Genomic DNA, 18543 nt, shown 5'->3' with positions numbered 1-18543 from the left:
AGGGGGCGGTGCCGACGGTTCAGCGGCGGGCGTGCATGGACGCGATCTCGTGCGCCGACTCGAGGTCCGGCGCCGTGGCCAGGGCTCGCTGGAAGGCGCGTTCCTGCCGCAGCGAGGCGCGCTCGGCCCGGGAGCGGCGGAAGGCGGTGCGGAATCGGTTCACGGGGGATCTCCTCTCCTGGCCGGTCAACACGCGACGAGCACGGGTGCCGGTTCAATCGGGCCGCGCACGGTGTAGACGCCGTTGTCGACGGCGAACGAGGCGCGGGGGATCAGTCGCCGGATCAGGTGCACCATCCGGTCGTTGTCGGCCTGCACGGTCGCGGTCAGCGTGTACACCCCGTGACGGGCGGCCAGCCGGGTCAGCTCGCCCAGCAACTGGCGGCCGAGCCCGACGTTCTGCCAGTCGTCCTCGACGACGACGGCGAACTCGGCCTCGGTGGGCTCGGTGGGGGAGCGGTCGTACCGCGCGACCCCCACCACCTCGCCACCGACGAGGGCGACCACCGCCTCCCGGTCTGTGTGGTCGACGTGCACCAGGCGCTGGACGAGGTCCATCGGCAGCCGGTGCACGGGGGAGTGGAAGCGCCGGTACCGGGTCTCCGGCGACAGGCGCGGCCACAGCCGCAGGAAGCGGCCCAGGTCGTCGTCCTGAACGGGTCTCGTCGCCACTGCGATGTCCATCGGGGCCTCCTGGGTTCGTACGACGAACTCTGCTCCTGCGCGACATGGTTCGTCAAGTGAACCCAGCAGTCCTATGCTGGACGCCGTGAGCGAACTGCTGCTGGACCGCACCCGGTGCTCGGTGGCCGGCACGCTGGCCGTGGTCGGGGAGAAGTGGAGCCTGCTGGTGCTGCGCGAGGCGTTCCTCGGCGTGCGCCGCTTCGCCGACTTCCAGCGCATCCTCGGCGCACCGCGCGCCGTGCTGACCGACCGGCTGGCCACCCTCGTCGAGCAGGGCATCCTGCGGCGGGTGCCCTACCAGGCCGACGGCGAGCGGCAGCGGCACGAGTACCGGCTGACCGAGAAGGGGATCGACCTCTACCCGACGCTGGTCGCGCTCATGGAGTGGGGCGACCGCCACCTCGGCGACGTCGGCGGGGCCATGGAACTGCACCACCGCGACTGCGGCGCACCCGTGCACCTGACGCTCACGTGCGAGGACGGGCACACGCTCGGCGGTGCCCGCGAGGTCACGCCGATCCCGCGCTGACCCCCGCCGCGCTCCGGCAGCGGGCCGCGTCCAGCGGCTGACCCGCGGCGTCGAAGCAGCGCGCCGCCTCCTCGAACAGCGCGCCCCGCGCGGCCTCGTCGCCCTCCGCGCCGGCCAGGTGCGCCCGCACCTCGAGGACGGCGGCCTGCCAGGCCGTGCTGTGCGCCAGGGCGGGGGAGTGCTCGGCCTCCCGCAGGTGCCGCCGGGCGCCGTCGAGGTCGCCCACGTCGGCGCAGGCGATCGCCGAGGGCACCGCGATCATGATCTGGCAGAACAGGCAGCGGTCCTCGCGCGCGATCGAGGCCTCCGCCGCCTCCGCCGCGGCGTACGCGTCGGCCGGGGTGTCGGCCGCGGCGATCGTCGTCCCGTGGATGCGCTGCATCAGGTGCATCGCGATCGGCGACCAGCGGGCCCGGGGCAGCGCACGGGTGAGCAGCCGCCGCGCCTCGGCCCTGTCGCCCTGCTGCAGCCGGACCTCGGCCAGCCGCTGCAGCGAGTGCGCCTCCCCGGCCGACGCACCGATCGATGCGTGCAGGTCGGCCGCGGCGCGCAGCTCCGTCTCCGCCGTCGTCAGGTCCCCGGACAGCAGCGCCGCCTCCCCGGTGAGCGCCCGCGCGAACGCCACCGCCCGCTGGGCCCCCGACTGCGACGCGGAGTCGCCGAACGAGCGGGACAGCGCCAGCACCTCGGGATAGGGCACCGCGCCGTAGAGCAGGAACTCGGCCACGCAGAGGTGCGCGTCGAAGACGGCGGTGGCGATCGCCGGCTCCTCGCGGGTCTGCTGCATCTCGTGGTGCAGCCGCGAGAACCACTCGCCGCGGTCGTGGGCGATCAACCCCTGCAGCGTCACCAGCTCCGACAGCCGCCAGTCCGAGGTGCTCTGCGGTGTGCGCCGGACGGCCTCGGTGGCCGCCTGCGCCGCCTCGAGGTCGCCGTGGAAGTACGCGACCACGCCCTGGGCGAGCAGGATCGACGCGTCGGCCGGGCCGCCGTCCGGGGCCAGCCCGACCAGCGCCTCGACGGCGGTGTCGGGATCGCCCTCCAGGCTCGCGGTCCGGGCCAGCCGGGCGAGCAGCTGCCGGCGCGCCTGCCCGCCGGTCGCGGCGGCCGCGCTCCGGTACGCGCCCACCGCGGCCGGGTCGCCGACCGCCTGCAGCAGGTCGGCCCGCAGCCCGAGCGCGCGGCCGCGGTCCCGCCCGGTCGCCGCCGGCCGCGCCCGCTCGACCAGGTCGAGCGCGTCGCGGTACGCGCCGAGCGCCGCAGCCTGCTCGGCGGCGCGAAGCAGGTGCGGCACCGCCTCGGCCGCGCCGCCGGCGGCCAGCAGGTGCTCACCGATCCGGGCCGGCGCGGCGCCCACCTCCTGCAGCGCGGCGGCGACCTCCCGGTGCAGCCGCTCGCGGCGGTGCGGCGGCAGCCCGGCCAGCAGCGCGTCGCGCACGCCGGGCGTCGGGAAGCGGTAACCCAGGTCGGCCGGCTCGACCAGGCCCTCGGCGAGGCAGGCCTCGAGCATGGCGAAGCCGGCGTCCTCGCCGATGCCGGCCAGGGCCAGGAACTCGTCGGTGCCGAACGACGTCCCGGCCAGCGCGACCCGGCGCAGCGCCTCGTCGGTACCGGGCGGGCAGCGGGCCAGCAGCACGCGGACGTCCGGCCAGCGCGGCGCCGACAGCGCCGCCGAGGGCACCAGCTCCACGATCCGCCGGGGCAGGCCCCGGGAGAGCCGGTGCACGTCGACGGCGACCCCGTCGGCGGGCGGGGAGCCGAGCCGCTGGGCCAGCAGCGCGGCCGTCCCGGCGGGGGAGAGCGGCGCCAGGGGGAGCTCGACCAGCGCCTGCCGGCGCAGCAGCCCGCTGCGCAGCTGGTCGAGCCGGCTGCCCGGCGTGGGGGTGCGGGCGCCGAGGACCAGCAGGACGGGGGCGGCGGCGACCGCGCGGGCCAGGTAGTGCAGCAGGCGCAGGCTCGCCTCGTCGGCCTCGGCCAGGTCGTCGACGGTGAGGACGACGCCGCTGCCGGCCGCGGCCAGCCGGACCAGCTCGGTCACCGAGACGAACAGCCGCTGGTGCGTGCCCTCCCCGGACCAGTGCAGCTGCTCGCCGCGCAGGGCCCGGCCGATCTCCTCCCGGTAGGTGTCGCCGAGGCCGTCGAGCAGCGCGGGGTGCCGGCGGGCGAGGTCGGCCAGCGCCTCGAGCACCGGGGCGTAGGGCCAGCCCTCCTCGAGCGCGGCCGCGGCGCCGGCGCCGACCCGCGCGCCGCCGTCCTCGGCCCGGGCCCGCACCCAGGCGAGCACCGCCGAGGTGCCGACCCCGGGCGGGCCGTGCACGAGCACCGTGCCGCCGCGGCCGGCCCGGCTCTGCCGCAGCGCGACCTCGAGGCGCTCCAGCTCCGGACGGCGTCCCACGAGCGCGGGCACTCGGGCAACCGCGCTGGTGGGGGGCGCCACCGCGTCCCGGAGCGCCACCGCCTCCTCGCTCGGGGCGACGCCGAGCTCGACCCGCAGCGCCCGGTCGAGCCGCTCGAACTGCCGCAGCACCGCCCGCCGGTCCCCGCGTGCGGCGTGCGCCCGCAGCAGCTCCATGTGGGCCTGCTCGTCGGCCGGTTCGCGGGCGAGCAGCTCCTCCCAGCGGCCGCCGGCGCGCAGCAGGTCGGCGTGCAGGGCGGCCAGCCGGTCGCGGTCGGCCTCGGCCCACGGCGCGAACAGGTCGTCGGGCAGCAGCGGTCCGGGGTAGGCGGCCAGCGCTGCGTCGACGTCGGCCGCCGTCGCGGTGCGCAGCGCCGTCCTGGCCAGGGTGGCGAAGGTGTCGACGTCCACCTCGAGGGTGGCGTCGAGGGCGAGCAGCTCACCCCGGCGCGCGATCGCCTGCGGCGAGCCGAGCGCGCGGCGCGCGTAGTGCACGGCGGTGTTCAGGCGGTCGGCCGCGGCGTCGGGGGCGAGGTCGGGCCACAGCGCGTCGACCACCTGGTCGCGGTGCAGCGACCGGCCCGGCGCGAGCGCCAGCAGCTTGACGACGGCGGACGACGACCGGCGGGTCCACGCCGCGGCGGGCAGCAGCCGGTCGCCGACGTGCACGGCGAAGCCGCCGAGCAGCCCGACCCGGACGTGGTCCATGCGCGGCCCCCTGAGGACTTCCGCACTCTTCCACCGCGACCGCGCCGCCGGAAGCGGGTCGGAATCGCGCCCGCCGACCCTCCTCGTCGTCGGCGCAGGAGGGACCGGCGCCGTCCCCACGAGGAGGAACCATGACCGCCACCGAGACCGTCCCCGCCCGGGCCGGCACGCCCACGCTGGGCGCCATCACCCACGCGGCGCTGACCGTCCGCGACCTGAAGGTGAGCGTCCCCTGGTACGCCCGCCTGGTCGGGGCCGAGCCCGTGCTCGACGAGGACACCGGCCCGTTCCGGCACGCCGTCTTCGTGCTGAACGGGACGATGCTCGGCCTGCACCAGTTCGGCTCCGGCGTCGACGAGAGCGCCCCGGACCCGCGCCGGCTCGGCATGGACCACATCGCCTTCGGGGTGGCCGACCGCGCCGAGCTCGCCGCCTGGGCGCGCCGGCTCGACGAGCTGGGCATCGTCCGCGGCGCGATCGTGGACGCCCACTACGGCTCCGGGCTGGCGTTCAAGGACCCCGACGGCATCCCGCTGGAGCTGTTCGCCCCACCGGGGACCTGACCGGGTTCAGCTGGAGACCCGCCAGCGGCGGCCCTCGCGCTCGATGAGGGCCGCCGCCTCCGGCGGGCCCCACGTCGCCGCCTGGTACAGCGGGATCGGGTGCGAGTCGTTCGCCCAGGCCTGCAGCACCGGGTCGACGATCTTCCACGACCGGCCGACCTCGTCGGCGCGGATGAACAGGGTCGGGTCGCCGATGAGCGCGTCGAGGATGACCCGCTCGTAGGCGTCGATCGACTCCTCCTCGAAGCTCCGGTAGGAGAAGTCCATCGACGCCTTCTGCACGCGGAACGCGTGGCCGGGCACCTTCGCGCCGAAGCGCAGCGAGAGCCCCTCGTCGGGCTGCACGCGCACGATCAGCGCGTCGGGCTCCAGCCCACCGGACGTGCCCGGGAACAGCGGCAGCTGCGGCGGCCGGTGGAACTCCATGGACACCTCGGTCACCCGCGCGGGCAGCCGCTTGCCGGTGCGCACGTAGACCGGGACGCCGTTCCAGCGCCAGTTGGCCACCTCCAGCCGCAGCGCGACGAAGGTCTCCGTCGAGCTCAGCGGGTCGACGCCGGGCTCCTCCCGGTAGCCGGGCATGAGCTCCTCGCGGGTGCCCCCGCGGGTGTACTGGCCGCGGACGGCGCGGGCGGCGATCTCGCTCTCGGTCTCCAGCGGCCGGATCGCCCGCAGCAGCTTCACCTTCTCGTCGCGGATCGCCTCGGGGTGGAAGGACGTCGGCGGCTCCATGAGGAACAGCGACAGGATCTGCAGCACGTGGTTCTGCACGATGTCGCGCATCGCGCCGGCGGTCTCGTAGAAGCCGCCGCGCTGTCCCACGCCGAGGGTCTCGGCGACGGTGATCTGCACGTTGTCGACCCACGTGCGGTTCCAGATCGGCTCGAAGATCGAGTTGGCGAACCGCAGGGCCAGGAGGTTCTGCACCGTCTCCTTGGCCAGGTAGTGGTCGATGCGGAAGATCTGCTCCTCCGTGAACGCCGACGACAGGTCGGCGTAGAGATCGCGGGCGCTCGACTCGTCGTAGCCGAACGGCTTCTCGATGACCGCCCGGACGAAGGAGTCGCCCTCGGGCACCGACAGCCCGGCCTTGCCGAGGCTGAGCGCGATCGGCCCGAACAGCCGCGGCGGGGTGGAGAAGTAGTAGACCCGGTTGCCGCCGGTGCCCGCCGTCCGGTCGCACTCGCCGAGCACCTCGGCCAGCCGCTCGTACGTGGCCGGGTCGTCGTAGTCGCCGTGCACGTAGCGGGCGGTCTTGGCCAGCTCGTCCCACCGCTGGTTCCCGCCGCGCGACACCTTCTCCCGGCAGTAGGAGCCGAACTCCTCGTCGCTCATCGGCGTGCGGGCGACCCCGACCAGCGCGACCTCGTCGGGCAGCGCGCCGTACGCGGCCAGCCGTTCGAGCGCGGGCAGCAGCTTGCGGGCGGTCAGGTCACCGGACGCGCCGAAGATGACCAGCACACACGGCGGGGACTTGCGTTCTGAGTCGCTGGCCATGGCGAGAGTTCTACCGCGCCGGGAGACTCCTCCGACATGGCTTTCGACGTCGACCGGCTGCTGCGGCTGTGGACCGACCCGCTCCCGGACGACGACGCCGCGGCCGCCGACGCGTTCCGGGCGCTCTACACCGACCCGGTGCGGGTGAACGGCGCCGAGCTGACCGCCGCGGACCTGGTCGCGCGCGCCCGGGCGCTGCAGCGGGTGTTCGAGGAGCCGCTGCGCGAGGTGCTGGAGGTGGTCGAGGGCGACGGCAAGGTGGCGGTGGCCTTCCGGTTGGGCGGCCGGCAGGTCGGTCCGCTGGCCACCGCCGCCGGTCCGCTGGCCGCGACCGGGCAGCACCTGCAGCTGCGGGTGATCGACGTCCTCACCCTGACCGACGGGCGGATCAGCGCGATCACCATGGTCGCCGACGAGCTCGGCGCTCTCGCCGCCGTCGGCGCCGTCCGCCTGCCCCTGGCGTAGGTGACCACCTCAGGCCTACGCGGCCGCCGGGAGGCCCTGCAGCAGTTCGACCTCGTCGGTCATCGTCGAGGCCATCTCCATGAGCAGCTCCCGCACGGTGGGCAGGTCCCAGTCGTGCGCGGCCAGCCGCTCGACCACCCGCAGCATCGGCAGCGACAGGGCGTCGCGCTGCGCGGCGAACTCGGCCAGCGCCGCCGTCTGCGCCCGGCCCGGGCCGGGCGCCCGCAGCAGCGCGCGGGCCAGCAGCTCGGCGTCCCGCAGCGCCGCGGTCATGCCGTGCGTCGACTGCGGGTCCTCCCAGTAGCCGGCGTCGCCGACCAGCGCCCAGCCCGGGCCGTACGGCACCCGCAACCGGCCCGGCGCCCCGCGGAAGAACCGGACCCCGGACGCGCGGCCGGCGCGCCGCAGGTGCGACCCGAGCGGGGTGGAGCCGGCCAGCGCCCGCACCGCCGACTCCGGCCCACCGAAGCCCACCAGCTGCCGCACCACCTCGGGCCGGCTGCCGGCCAGCACGCAGGTCAGCCCGTCGTTGGTGGGGATCGCGCCGAGCGTGACCCCGGGCCGGTAGTACCAGTGGTAGCCGTCGGCGGGCAGGTCGGCCCAGTAGCCGTAGAGCCAGTCGGTCGCGGAGTGCGCGGTGTAGCGCACCGGCGCGGCCACCGCGTCGGCGACGACGGAGTTGCGACCGTCGGCGCCGATCACCAGCGGTGCCCGTTCCTCGTGCGACCCGTCGACGACCACGCCGGTGACCCGGCCGTCGTCCTCCCGGAGCAGGTCGGTCACCGCGGTGCCGTAGCGCATCGTGGCGCCGGCCCGGGACGCGGCCTCGGCCAGCACCGGGTCGAGCACGGTGCGCCGGGGCGCGTAGAGCGCGTCGACGCCGGCGCCCGGCCGGACCGAGATGCGCACCGTCTCGTCGCCGTAGTGGAAGACGATGCGGTGCACCGGCGGGGTGCCCGCCGCGCGGATCTCGTCGAGCAGGCCCCACCGCGACAGCTGCAGGACCCCGGCCCGCATGAGCGCGTGGGTGGACACGGTGTCGCTGCCGCGCCGCGCGCGGTCCAGGCAGAGCACCCGCATCCCGGCCCGGGCCAGCAGCATCGCCGTGGCCGAGCCGGCGAGCCGGCCGCCGACGACGACGGCGTCCCACCGGGCGGTCATGCCGCCACCTCCACCGACCGGGTCGCGCCGAGCTCGGCGAGAACCGCGTCGACGACCAGCGCGGCGTCGTGCCGCACCCCGTCCAGGAAGGTGGAGCTGCGCCGGGTCTGCCGGCGCATGCCGACCACGTGCAGGCCCGGGGCGGGGGTGTCCCCGCGGACGTGCCGGATCTCCCCGGCCGCGTCGAGCACGGGCACGTGCAGCCAGGGGTAGTCCCGGCGGTAGCCGGTCGCCCAGAGCACCGTGCCGAACCCGGCGGCGGCCAGGTCGAGCTCGCCGGCGGCGGCGTCGGTCCGCGCCGCGGGCAGCGGCGGGGGCAGCGGCTCGATCTCGTCGTCGAGTCCCACCGCGTGGGCGTAGGCGTCGATGCGGTGCAGCAGGGCGCTCATGCGGGCGTCGGCGGCCGCCGTCGTCTCGGGCAGGTCGTGGGCGAACCGCACCTTGCTGCCCTCGACCGACACGACCCGGCCGGCCAGCGAGACGCCGCGCCGCTGCAGCGCGGGCAGGTCCACGTCGCGGCGGTCGGGGCGGCCGATCAGCTGCAGCGAGGGGTCGGCCCCGCCGGTCGCGCGGAACTCACGGTCGAACACGCCCATGGTCGACAGCCACCAGAGGATGTCCAGCCCGCGGTAGGTGCGCGGCAGCCGGGTGTGCGCGCCGGTGGCCAGGACGACGTCGCGGCCGGCGGCGGCCAGCTCGTCGGCCAGCTGCACGCCGGAGGCGGAGGCGCCGACCACGAGGACGCGGCCGCCGGGCAGCGCGGCCGGGCTGCGGTAGGAGGCGGCGGTCTCCTGGGCGATCCGGGGGTCGAGGGCGCCGGCCACGTCCGGGACGGCGGGCGACTGGCACCAGCCGGTCGCCACCACGACCGTGCGGGCCGTCCACGACCCGGCGGCGGTGTCGACCCGGTAGCCGCCGGCGGCCGGCCGGACCGACTCCAGCTCGGCGCCGCCCACCACCGGGGCGGCGAACGAGCGCGCGTAGGCGGCGAGGTAGGCGGCCACCTCGCGGGCGGTCATGAAGCCGTGCTCGTCGAGGCCGCGGTAGGACCAGCCGGGCAGCCGGCTCATCCAGTTGGGCGTGAGCAGGCGCAGCGACTCCCACGGGCGGGCGCGCCAGGTCTCGGCGGGCCGGCCGCGGTCGAGGACGACGTGCTCGACCCCGGACCCGGTCAGCAGGCGGCTGACCGCCAGGCCGGCCTGGCCGGCACCGAGGACGGCGACGGGAACGGTGCTCATGAGGGGCTCCAGGGAAGGGTCCCGGTGGCCGGCCTGCGGCGAGGCGGGCCGGCCACCGACGGGGGATCAGGGGGTGGTGACGTCGATGCGGACGTCGGTGCCGTTGGAGAGGACGTCGAAGACGGCCGAGCGGCGGCGGGACTGCTCGACCAGCTCGGCCAGCTGCTCGGGGGAGGCGTCGCCCTCGACGGTGAAGTGCACCCGGATCTGCGAGTAGCCGTTCCGGACCTCGCGGTCGAGGCCGAGGATGCCGAGCAGGTCGATGTCGCCCTCGACGGTGGACTCCACCCGGGTCAGGTCGATGCCGCGAGCCGAGGCGATGTTGGCCAGGCCGCTGGTGATGCAGGCGGCGATCGCGTGCAGCAGGAACTCCACCGGCGTCGGGCCGTGGTTGGTGCCGACCAGGACGGCGGGGTGGTCGGCGTCGTAGGAGAAGGCCTCGGTCCGGCTGGCGTCCTCCTGGCCGGCGCCGTAGAAGCCCTGGATCGTGCTGCGGCTGTGGGTGCCCCTCACCCAGGTGTTGGTGGCGCGGAACTGGAAGTCGGCCAGCTGCGGGGCGCCCTTCACCGCGTCGAGCGTGGCGAACAGGGTGGGGACGTCGACGCCGTTGCGGGCCGGGCGGCTCATGGTCTCGGTCATGGGAGGGAACTCCTCGGGAGGGGAGGTGGATCGGGACGCCGCGGACGCTAGGAACGGCGCCTTCCTCCGGCCTTCCACGCCGGTGCCCGCCCGGTCCGCGCCGCGGAAGGTCTCCGGAAGACCGGCGGCCGACCGTGGCGGCATGACGCGAACCGTGCTGGGCGTCTGGGCGCACCCGGACGACGAGGCCTATCTCTGCGCCGGCTTCCTCGCCGCCGCGCGCGCCGCCGGACACCGGGTGGTGGTGGCGACGGCGACCCGCGGCGAGGCCGGCCTGACCGACCCCGCGGCCGCGCGGATCCGCGCGGGCGAGCTCACCGCGAGCCTCGCCGCGATCGGCGTGACCGAGCACCGCTGGCTGCGTGCGGCCGTCCCGCTGACCGACGGCTGCCTGGACCGGGTCCCCGAGGAGGTCGGGGTGGCCGCGGTCGCCGCCGTCGTCGCCGACGTCCGCCCCGACCTGGTCCTCACCTTCGGGCCGGACGGGATGACCGGGCACGACGACCACCGCGCCGTCTCGGCCTGGACGACCCGCGCGGTCGAGGGCACCGGCGCCGAGCTCTGGTACGCCGCGCTGACCGGCGAGTGGCTCGACGAGTGGGGCGCGCTGTGCGCCGAGACCGGGGTGTGGATGACCGGCCCGCCGGAGCCCGCCGCCGACCCGGCCTACGCCTCGCGCCTGTCCGGGGAGCTGCTCGACGCCAAGATCGCGGCCCTCGTGGCGCACCGCTCGCAGACCGCCGGGCTGATCGCGCTGGTCGGGGAGCCGCGCTACCGCGACTGGTGGAGCACCGAGACGTTCGTCGCGGCGCGGACCGCCCGCGCCGCACTGGAAGAGGAGGAGGCTGCGTGACATGCAGGTGGGCGACAGCGCGACCAGGACCCGGACCGTGCGCGCGCAGGACATCGAGCTGTTCACCGAGCTCACCGGGGACCGCAACCCGGTGCACTACGACGAGGAGCTGGCCGCGCGCTCGCGGTTCGGCGGCATCGTCGTCCAGGGTGGGGTGACCAGCGGGCTGCTCAACGCGGTCGTGGCCGAGGAGCTGCCCGGCCCGGGCAGCGTCTTCCTCAACGTGACCTGGAACTTCCGGGTGGCCGTGCGGCCCGGCGACGTGCTCACCGCCCGGGTGGAGGTGACCGGCGTCCGCGAGGACAAGCCGGTCAGCACGCTCGCGACGTCGATCACCAACCAGGACGGCGCCGTCGTCCTCGACGGGACCGCCGTGGTCTGGCGCGACCCCGTCGTGGCGGCGGCGGTTCAGGAGACGGCGGGCGCCGCGAGCTGAACCGGCGGCCCGGCCAGGGCCACGGCGACCGCCTCGTCGAGGGTCAGCCGGGCGCCGTCGGCGGTGGCCCGCTCGTAGCCGGCGTCGCCGAGCGCGGCCCGGAGCGCCGCGACCACGCGGTCGTACTCGGGGCTGTCGCCGGGGGCGCGGTGCACCCCGAGGTCGTCGAGCGCGCGGTCGGCCGCGCCGATCATCCGTGCCCCGTGCTCGGGCCGGCCGAGGGCGAGCTCGGGGCCGGCGGTCTCGCCGAGGATCCACGCGGCCACCAGCCGCCGGCCCTGCGCCCAGGCCAGCCCCAGCCCCTCCCGGTGCAGCCGCGCGGCCTCGGCCTGGTCGCCGCGGTGCTCGGCGAGGTAGCCCAGGTTGGCCGTCAGCATGCTGAGCAGGACGCCGTCCCCGACGTCCTCGGCGAGGCGGCGGCCCTCCTCGTACACCGACCGCGCGGTGGCGTCGTCGCCGTGCACCCGGGTCAGCTCGCCCTTGATGCACAGCAGCTGGGCGGTGAGCGCGGCCTCGTCGACCCGGCGGGCCAGCGCGATGCTCTCGTCGGACTGCCGCAGCGCCTCCGGATACGCCGCGGGGTCGCCGACGAACGTCACCGCGGTCAGCCCCAGCGCGTAGGCGAGGTAGCGGTCGCTGCCGTGCCGGCGGAACAGCTCCGCCGCCCGGGCCCAGTGCTCGCGCGCAGCCAGCGAGTCGTGCGTCCAGATCGTCGTGCCGGCCGCCACGTGCAACCGGCCCAGCAGCTGCCCGTCCAGCTCCCCGCCGTCCCGCAGCGCGGCACCGACCCACCGCATCCCCTCGTCGTGGTGCCCCTCCCGGTGCCAGAAGGTGCCCATGGCCGCCGCGATCCGGGCCGCGGTCGTCCGGTCGCCGCGCCGGGTCGCGTCGGCGTGCGCGGCCCGGATCTCCGGCTGCAGGTCGGTGATCCGGTCGATCCACGGCTGCGGCTCGGTCCACTTGCGGCCGTCGAGCTCGTCGAGCGTCGCGGCCACCCAGGCGGCGTGCCGGGCCCGCAGGCGCTCGCCGACGGGCTCGGGCAGCAGCTCCCGGGCGCGCTGGCGCAAGAGCTCCAGCAGCCGGAACCGCGGCTCCCCGCGGCGGCCGGTCACCCGGCGCACGAGGCTGGAGTCCACCAGCCGGGACAGCGCGGCGACGGCGTCGGGCACGACCTCGCCGCAGACCGCCTCGACCGCCTCGACCTCCACCGGACCGGCGAAGACGCCGAGCGCGGCGAACAGCTCCTGCTCGGGCGCGCCGAGCAGCTGCAGGCTCCAGTCGATCGTCGCCGGGATGGTGAGCTGGCGCTCCGGGCTGTCCCGGGGGGCGCCGACCGGTGAGCCCAGCCGCAGGCCCAGCCGGGCGCGCAGGGCGGCGGGGGACAGGGTCCGCACGTGCCCGGCGGCCAGCTCGATGGCCAGCGGCAGCCCGTCGACCTGCCGGCAGATCGCCACGACGTCGGCCAGGTGCGCGGACAGGTCGAAGTCGGGGTCGACCGCGGTCGCGGCCTGGCAGAACAGGGCGACCGCGGCGCCGTCGCCGGCCACCGGCAGCGGCGGGACGTCGTAGATCCGCTCGCCGGCGATGTGCAGGCGGGCGCGGCTGGTGACTAGCACCGTCACCTCGGGGGCGCGTGCGGCCAGCCGGCTGACCAGCGGCGCCGCCGCGGCCACGTGCTCGAAGTTGTCCAGCACGAGCAGCAGCGACCGGCGGCGCAGCGCCTCGACCAGCGCCCGCTCGGCGCCGTCGGCCGAGCCGACGTGCACGCCGATCTCGCTGCAGACCAGGTCGGCGACGAGGCCTGCGTCGCCGACCCGGGTCAGGTCGACGAACGCGGCCTCGGTGTCGGTGCCGCGGCTGCGCTCGAGCGCGGTCTCGACGGCCAGCCGGGTCTTGCCCACCCCGCCCGGCCCGATCAGGGTGACCACGCGGGAGTGCTCGAGCAGTTCCTGCACCCGGGCGCGGTCCCAGTCGCGGCCGATCGTCGTCGTCGCCGGCAGCGGCAGCGGGGTGGTCCGCCGGACCGGGCGGCCGCCGTCGGCGGCCTCCGGCGGCAGGGCGAGGGCCTCGGCGCGCAGGGCGACCGCGGCCGGGCTCAGCCCGGTGCCCAGCTCGGTGCCGGTGACCGCGGCCAGCGCCTGCAGCTGGCGCAGCGCGGCCGCCCGTCGTCCGGCGTCGACGTGCTCGCGCACCAGCCGCAGGTGCGCCTCCTCGTCCAGCGGGTCGGCGGCGACCAGCGTCGCCCAGCGCCCGGTCTGGCGCAGCAGGGCCAGCCGGCGCAGCCGCAGCCGGTCGCGGTGCTCCTCGGTCCACCGCTCGTAGACGTCGTCGGGCAGCAGGTCGCCGGCGTAGCTGTCCAGCGCCGCGTCGGGCTCGGCGGCCTGCTCGAAGTCGGTCACGTCGAGGCGGACGTCGGCGGCCGGCAGCAGGCTGACCGCGTCGTCGGCCAGGACGACGCCGTCCCGCGCGCCGAGCGCCGTCCGGGCGTAGTGCGCGGCCTTGTGCAGCCGCGGGGCCGCCTCGTCGACCAGCAGGTCGGGCCAGAGGGCGTCGATCACCTCGTCGCGCCGCATCCGCCGCCCGGGCGCGAGCGCGAGCAGCTTGACCAGCGAGGCGGCCGAGCGCCGCCGCCAGTGGGTGGAGGGCACGGCACGACCGTCGACGACGACCTCGAACCCGCCCAGCAGCCGGACGGTCACGTCCATCGCGGCACTTCCTGTCGACCGTCTCTCCGATTCGTGGGAAGGCTCCCGCGCGCTGGGCACCGGGTAAAGGGATAGCGTCCGGGGCAGCCGACAGGGGGACGCCGATGGCTGTGCTGCGGGCCGGGGTGCGGCTGGCCGCGATCGGCGCCGGGCTGGCCGCCGCTCCCGCCGTCCTCACCGCCGGGCTGCTGTCGGACTCGGCCCGCTCGGGCGTCCGCGCCGTCCGCAGCCTGGCCGAGTCGGCCACCCGCACCGTCGGCACGGTGGTGACCGGCGCCGACCCGATGCCCGACGGGCACGTGCACTCCGTCGTGGACGCCGCTCGCGCGATGGTGGAACCGCCGACGACCCGGCACACCCCGCGGGTGTGGGCCGACCGCGGGCACGTGCAGGTCGAGCTGGGCCTGCCGGACCAGCCGGCGGAGGCGCACCGCTCGCTGCGCCGCACGCTGGAGCGGCTCGACGGCGTCTCGTGGGCGACGGTGAACGAGGTGGCCGGGCGGGTGCTGGTCGCGATCGACGAGCGCCGGGTGGGCGTGGGCGACGTCGTCGGCGTGGTGGCGGCCGTCGAGCAGGCGCGCGGCACCCGGCGGCTCTACCCGCTGCGGACCGACCACCCGGCCGACCTCGAGCCGGTGCTCGCCGCCCTGGTGGACGCCGCGATCGACACCGCCGCCGTTGGCGTGGCGTTCGCCGCCAAGTACCTGCCCGTGCCCGCGCTGCACCGGCACGCCACGCTCGCCGTCGCCCTGCTCGACAGCCAGGAGTGGATCAAGACGCGGCTGACCGACCGGATCGGCCCGATCGGCACCGACCTGGTGTTCACCGGCACCAGCGCGCTGCTGCACGCGCTCACCCAGAGCCCGACGGTCCCCGCGCTCAACGCCGCGGCCGCCGTGCAGGAGGCGCTGGAGATGCGCGCCCGCCGGCAGGTCTGGCGCCGCCGCGAGCACGAGCTCTGCGGCCCCGAGCTCGAGCAGCCGGACGACGACGTCGCCGCCCCCGGCCCGCGGCCCGCCCCGCTGCCCGACGGCCCGATCGAGCGCTACCGGGCGCGGCTGGGGCCGACCGAGCTGCTCGGGGCCGTCGCGCTGCTCCCGCTGACCCGCCGGCCCGGCCGCTCGGCGGACCTGATGAAGGCGCTGACCCCGAAGGCCGCCGTCCAGGGCCGCGAGTCGTTCGCCGCCACGCTGGACCTGCTCCTGTCCCGCCGCGGCGTGCTGCCGATGGACGGCACGGCCTTCCGCCGGCTCGACCGCATCGACACGGTCGTGCTGGACGGCGACGCGCTGTGCACCGGGCCGCCGGTCGTGCTCGACGCGCAGGCCGCCGACGGGTGGGACGTCGCCGACGTCTGGACGGCGGCCACCCGGCTGCTCGGCGGCGATCCCGCGGCCGGCCGGCTGCGGCTGGGACCGGGGCGCCGGTCCCCGGACGCGCCGGGCGGAGAGCTGCGCTCGCTGCTCGACGGCCGGCGCCGGGTCGGCGTCGTCACCGTGGCGCCGGAGCTCGATCCGCACGCCGAGGCGCTGCTGTCGGCGGCCGCGGAGAGCGGCGCCCGGGTGGTGCTCACCGCGCACGTCGGCACCCGCGAGGTCGGCGGGATGGCCGACGAGGTCAGCGACGCGCCGCTGCTGGAGACGGTCCGGCGGCTGCAGGGCGAGGGGCGCGGGGTGCTGCTGGTCTCCGCCGCGGACGGCCCGGCGCTGCTGGCCGCCGACGTCGCCGTGGCGCCGGTCCGGCCCGGCCGGGCCCCGGCGTGGGGCGCCGACCTGGTCACCTGCCCCGGCCTGGTCGACGCCTGCCTGGTCGTGGCCGCCACCGCCGACGCCCGCGCGGTGAGCCGGCGCAGCGTGGAGACCGCCATCACCGGCAACGTGCTCGGCTCGCTGCTGGCCGCGGTGGGCAGCGCCCGCTACGGGCAGGCGAAGGCCACCGCCCCCGGCAAGTCGGCGACGTTGTGGGCCATGGCCAGCGGCACCTGGACGGCGGCGCACGTCGCCGCCCGTCCCGCGCCGCCGGTCACCGTGCACACCCCCTGGCACGCGCTGGACGCCGAAGAGGTTCAGCGGCGGCTGGCCGAGTTCCCGGCGGACCGCGAGCCGACGGAGTCCCGCGCGCCGGCCCCGGTGCGGGCGGTTCTCGGGTCCGCGCAGCTCCGGCTGCCGGCGCGCTACGCGCGCACCGTCGTCGCGGAGCTGGCCGACCCGCTGACCCCGATCCTGGGGACCGGTGCGGCGGCCACGGCGATGCTCGGCGAGGCCACGGACGCCGTGCTGGTCGGGAGCGTGACCGTGGGCAACGCGCTCATCAGCGGGTGGCAGCGGTTGCGCGCCGAGACCGCGCTGGAGTCGCTGCTGCTGGAGCAGGACGTGTGCGCCCGCCGGGAGCGCGACGGGCGGGTCGAGGAGGTGCCGGGCAGCGCCGTCCGGGTCGGCGACGTCCTCGTCGTGGAGCCGGGCGACGTCGTGGCCGCCGACGCCCGCCTGCTTGAGGTCACCGACCTGGAGGTCGACGAGTCGAACCTGACCGGCGAGTCACTGGCGGTGGGCAAGTCGCCGGCGGCCACGCCCGGCGCCGAGGTCGGCGACCGCAGCTGCATGCTCTTCGACGGGACGACGGTGGTGGCCGGGTCCGGGCGGGCGGTCGTCGTCGCCGTCGGCGAGGCCACCCAGGCCGGCCGGGCCGCGCGGGCGGCCGGGGGCGCCGCCCCGCCGGCCGGCGTGCAGGCGCGGCTCGGCGAGCTGACCCGCCGCGTCCTGCCGCTGACCCTCGCCGGCGGCGCCGCGGTCACCCTGCTCGGGGTGCTGTGGCGGCGGCCGCTGCGCGAGGCGGTCCGGGACGGCGTCGCGGTGGCCGTCGCCGCGGTCCCGGAGGGGCTGCCGCTGGTGGCCACCGTGGCCCAGCAGGCGGCGGCGCAGCGGCTGTCGCGGCGCGGCGCCGTCGTGCGCTCGGCGCGGGTGCTCGAGGCGCTCGGCCGGGTCGACACCGTCTGCTTCGACAAGACCGGCACCTTGACCGAGAACCGCCTGCGGGTGGCGCGGCTGGTGCCCTGCGGCGACCTCGACGAGGACGGCGTCCTGCGGCTGGCCGCCGCGGGGATGGGCAGCGGGGACGACGCCGCGCACGAGACCGACCGCGCCGTCGCCGAGGCCGCCCGGTCGGCCGGGGTGGCGCCCGACGGCGACCCCGACGCCTCGCTGCCGTTCGCCGCCGGGCGCGGGTTCTCCGCGGCAGTGCGGGACGGGCGGCTGGTGGTCAAGGGTGCACCGGAGGAGGTGCTGCGCCGGTGTGCGGGCGGCCCCGACCTGCGCGACCGGGTGCAGCAGCTGGCCGGCGAGGGCCTGCGGGTGCTCGCCGTGGCCGACCGCTCGCTCGACGGCGGGCCCGACGACCTGCAGGAGGCGGCCGAGGAGCTCACCCTGCGCGGGTTGGTCGCCCTGGCCGACACGCTGCGCGACTCGTCGGTGGCCGCGATCGAGCAGCTGCGCGCCGCCGGGGTGCGGGTGCTGGTCGCGACCGGCGACCACCCGGAGACCGCCGGCGCGATCGCCGCGCAGGCCGGCGTCCCCGGCGCCGACCAGGTCGTCACCGGCGCGCAGCTCGCCCGGGCCTCGGACGCCGAACGGGCGCGGCTGGTGCGGGAGGCGACGGTGTTCGCCCGGCGCTCGCCCGAGCAGAAGGTGCTGCTGGTCGGCGCGCTGCGGAGGACCGGCGCCACCCTGGCGATGACCGGCGACGGCGTGAACGACGCCGCGGCGATCCGGCTGGCCGACGTCGGAGTCGGGGTCTCCGGCGCCGAGTCGCCCGCCGCGCGGACCGCGGCCGACCTCGTGCTCACCGACGTCGACCTGACGCGGCTGGTCGACGCGATCGCCGAGGGCCGGGCCATGTGGTCGCGGGTGCGCGACGCGGTGTCGGTGCTGGTCGGCGGCAACGCCGGCGAGGTGGCCTTCACCGTCCTCGGGACGGCGTTCGGCGGCCGCGCGCCGATCGGCACCCGGCAGCTGCTGCTGGTCAACCTGCTCACCGACATGTTCCCGGCGCTGGCGGTCGCGGTCGCCGCGCCGCGGACGACGGCCCCCTCGGACGCCGAAGGCCCCTTGGCCGCGCACCCGCTCGGCGAGGTGCTCGCCGCCGGGCCGCACCGCGACTTCACCGACGAGCTGCGCCGGGTGGTGCTCACGCGCGGCGTGGCGACCGCGGCCGGCGCGACCGGTGCCTGGGCGGTGGGCCGGATGACCGGGCTGCGCGGCCGCGCCGGGACGATGGGCCTGGCCGCGCTGATCGCCACGCAGCTGGGCCAGACCGCGTGGATGGGCCGGCGCAGCCCGCTCGTGCTCGCCACCGCGGCCGGCTCGCTCGCCGTCCTCGCCGTCGTCGTCCAGACGCCTGGGCTGTCGGGGTTCTTCGGCTGCCAGCCGCTGGACCCGCTGTCCTGGCTGGTCGTGCTGGCCTGGGCGGCGGCCGGGACGGCCGGCGCCGAAGTGCTGCCCCACCTGCTGTCGACGATGCGAACCGGAGGTGCGTCATGACCGAACCCGAACCGACGCCCGAACCGACGCCCGAACCGACCCCGGACGACGAGGAGCGCGACGTCCGGCACGCCGGAGGGGGCCGGACGGCGGGGGAGACGTCCGTCGACGACGACCTCGGCCGCGGCGACTGAC

Annotated in this window: 15 protein-coding genes; 7 read left to right on the top strand and 8 right to left on the bottom strand. The window is 77.0% G+C overall.

Annotated elements, in window-relative coordinates; genetic code table 11:
• Positions 1–19: 19 nt before the first annotated feature.
• Together GGQ55_RS23515 and GGQ55_RS23510 are read right to left on the bottom strand one after the other, a co-directional pair.
• A complete protein-coding gene (locus tag GGQ55_RS23515; RefSeq protein WP_179720958.1) occupies positions 20–163 on the bottom strand; it encodes a hypothetical protein in 144 nt (47 codons plus the stop codon).
• Between the two features lie 23 nt (positions 164–186).
• Positions 187–684: a GNAT family N-acetyltransferase gene (locus tag GGQ55_RS23510; protein WP_179720956.1), complete on the bottom strand. Its 498-nt coding sequence runs from the start codon at positions 682–684 to the stop codon at positions 187–189.
• A gap of 85 nt (positions 685–769) precedes the next feature.
• Here GGQ55_RS23510 and GGQ55_RS23505 point away from each other — a divergent pair, with 85 nt between their 5' ends.
• Positions 770–1213: a winged helix-turn-helix transcriptional regulator gene (locus GGQ55_RS23505; RefSeq protein ID WP_366490095.1), complete on the top strand. Its 444-nt coding sequence runs from the start codon at positions 770–772 to the stop codon at positions 1211–1213.
• Here GGQ55_RS23505 and GGQ55_RS23500 read toward each other — a convergent pair.
• Positions 1194–4316 carry an ATP-binding protein gene (locus GGQ55_RS23500; RefSeq protein ID WP_179720952.1) on the bottom strand — a complete coding sequence of 1041 codons (3123 nt, stop codon included), beginning with the start codon at positions 4314–4316 and terminating at the stop codon, positions 1194–1196. The genes GGQ55_RS23505 and GGQ55_RS23500 overlap by 20 nt on opposite strands.
• A gap of 131 nt (positions 4317–4447) precedes the next feature.
• Between GGQ55_RS23500 and GGQ55_RS23495 the strand changes: the two genes are divergently transcribed.
• Entirely contained in the window at positions 4448–4879 is a 432-nt protein-coding gene (locus tag GGQ55_RS23495; protein WP_179720950.1) for a VOC family protein, read from the top strand.
• Between the two features lie 6 nt (positions 4880–4885).
• On the opposite strand, the gene zwf is transcribed toward GGQ55_RS23495, so the two are convergent.
• Positions 4886–6376, bottom strand: coding sequence for a glucose-6-phosphate dehydrogenase (gene zwf, locus GGQ55_RS23490; protein ID WP_179720948.1), 1491 nt, complete (start codon positions 6374–6376; stop codon positions 4886–4888).
• Positions 6377–6412: 36 nt separating this feature from the next.
• Between zwf and GGQ55_RS23485 the strand changes: the two genes are divergently transcribed.
• Positions 6413–6841 carry an ester cyclase gene (locus GGQ55_RS23485; protein ID WP_179720946.1) on the top strand — a complete coding sequence of 143 codons (429 nt, stop codon included), beginning with the start codon at positions 6413–6415 and terminating at the stop codon, positions 6839–6841.
• Between the two features lie 15 nt (positions 6842–6856).
• On the opposite strand, the gene GGQ55_RS23480 is transcribed toward GGQ55_RS23485, so the two are convergent.
• The 3 genes from GGQ55_RS23480 to GGQ55_RS23470 all read right to left on the bottom strand — a co-directional run bounded on the left by GGQ55_RS23480 (position 6857) and on the right by GGQ55_RS23470 (position 9879).
• Positions 6857–8002 (bottom strand): NAD(P)/FAD-dependent oxidoreductase, encoded by a 1146-nt coding sequence (locus GGQ55_RS23480; protein ID WP_179720944.1) that lies wholly within the window; start codon positions 8000–8002, stop codon positions 6857–6859.
• The gene (locus GGQ55_RS23475; protein WP_179720942.1) at positions 7999–9240 is read right to left on the bottom strand and encodes a flavin-containing monooxygenase; all 1242 of its coding nucleotides are present in this window, start codon (positions 9238–9240) and stop codon (positions 7999–8001) included. Before GGQ55_RS23475 ends, GGQ55_RS23480 begins: the two co-directional genes overlap by 4 nt.
• Before the next feature lie 66 nt (positions 9241–9306).
• On the bottom strand, positions 9307–9879 hold the full coding sequence (locus GGQ55_RS23470; protein ID WP_179720940.1) for an OsmC family protein: 573 nt from the start codon (positions 9877–9879) through the stop codon (positions 9307–9309).
• Between the two features lie 142 nt (positions 9880–10021).
• Here GGQ55_RS23470 and GGQ55_RS23465 point away from each other — a divergent pair, with 142 nt between their 5' ends.
• Positions 10022–10732 (top strand): PIG-L deacetylase family protein, encoded by a 711-nt coding sequence (locus GGQ55_RS23465; protein WP_179720938.1) that lies wholly within the window; start codon positions 10022–10024, stop codon positions 10730–10732.
• Position 10733: 1 nt separating this feature from the next.
• The gene (locus tag GGQ55_RS23460) at positions 10734–11168 is read left to right on the top strand and encodes a MaoC family dehydratase (RefSeq protein ID WP_179720936.1); all 435 of its coding nucleotides are present in this window, start codon (positions 10734–10736) and stop codon (positions 11166–11168) included.
• On the opposite strand, the gene GGQ55_RS23455 is transcribed toward GGQ55_RS23460, so the two are convergent.
• Positions 11141–13873: an ATP-binding protein gene (locus GGQ55_RS23455; RefSeq protein ID WP_179720934.1), complete on the bottom strand. Its 2733-nt coding sequence runs from the start codon at positions 13871–13873 to the stop codon at positions 11141–11143. The genes GGQ55_RS23460 and GGQ55_RS23455 overlap by 28 nt on opposite strands.
• A 104-nt stretch (positions 13874–13977) precedes the next feature.
• On the opposite strand from GGQ55_RS23455, the gene GGQ55_RS23450 reads away from it, so the two are divergent.
• Positions 13978–18408 carry an HAD-IC family P-type ATPase gene (locus tag GGQ55_RS23450; protein ID WP_179720932.1) on the top strand — a complete coding sequence of 1477 codons (4431 nt, stop codon included), beginning with the start codon at positions 13978–13980 and terminating at the stop codon, positions 18406–18408.
• Entirely contained in the window at positions 18405–18542 is a 138-nt protein-coding gene (locus GGQ55_RS23445) for a hypothetical protein (protein ID WP_179720930.1), read from the top strand. Before GGQ55_RS23450 ends, GGQ55_RS23445 begins: the two co-directional genes overlap by 4 nt.
• Position 18543: the final 1 nt, after the last annotated feature.

Source organism: Petropleomorpha daqingensis (assembly GCF_013408985.1).
Lineage (GTDB): Bacteria > Actinomycetota > Actinomycetes > Mycobacteriales > Geodermatophilaceae > Petropleomorpha > Petropleomorpha daqingensis.
This window is presented reverse-complemented; position numbering and strand designations above follow the sequence as displayed.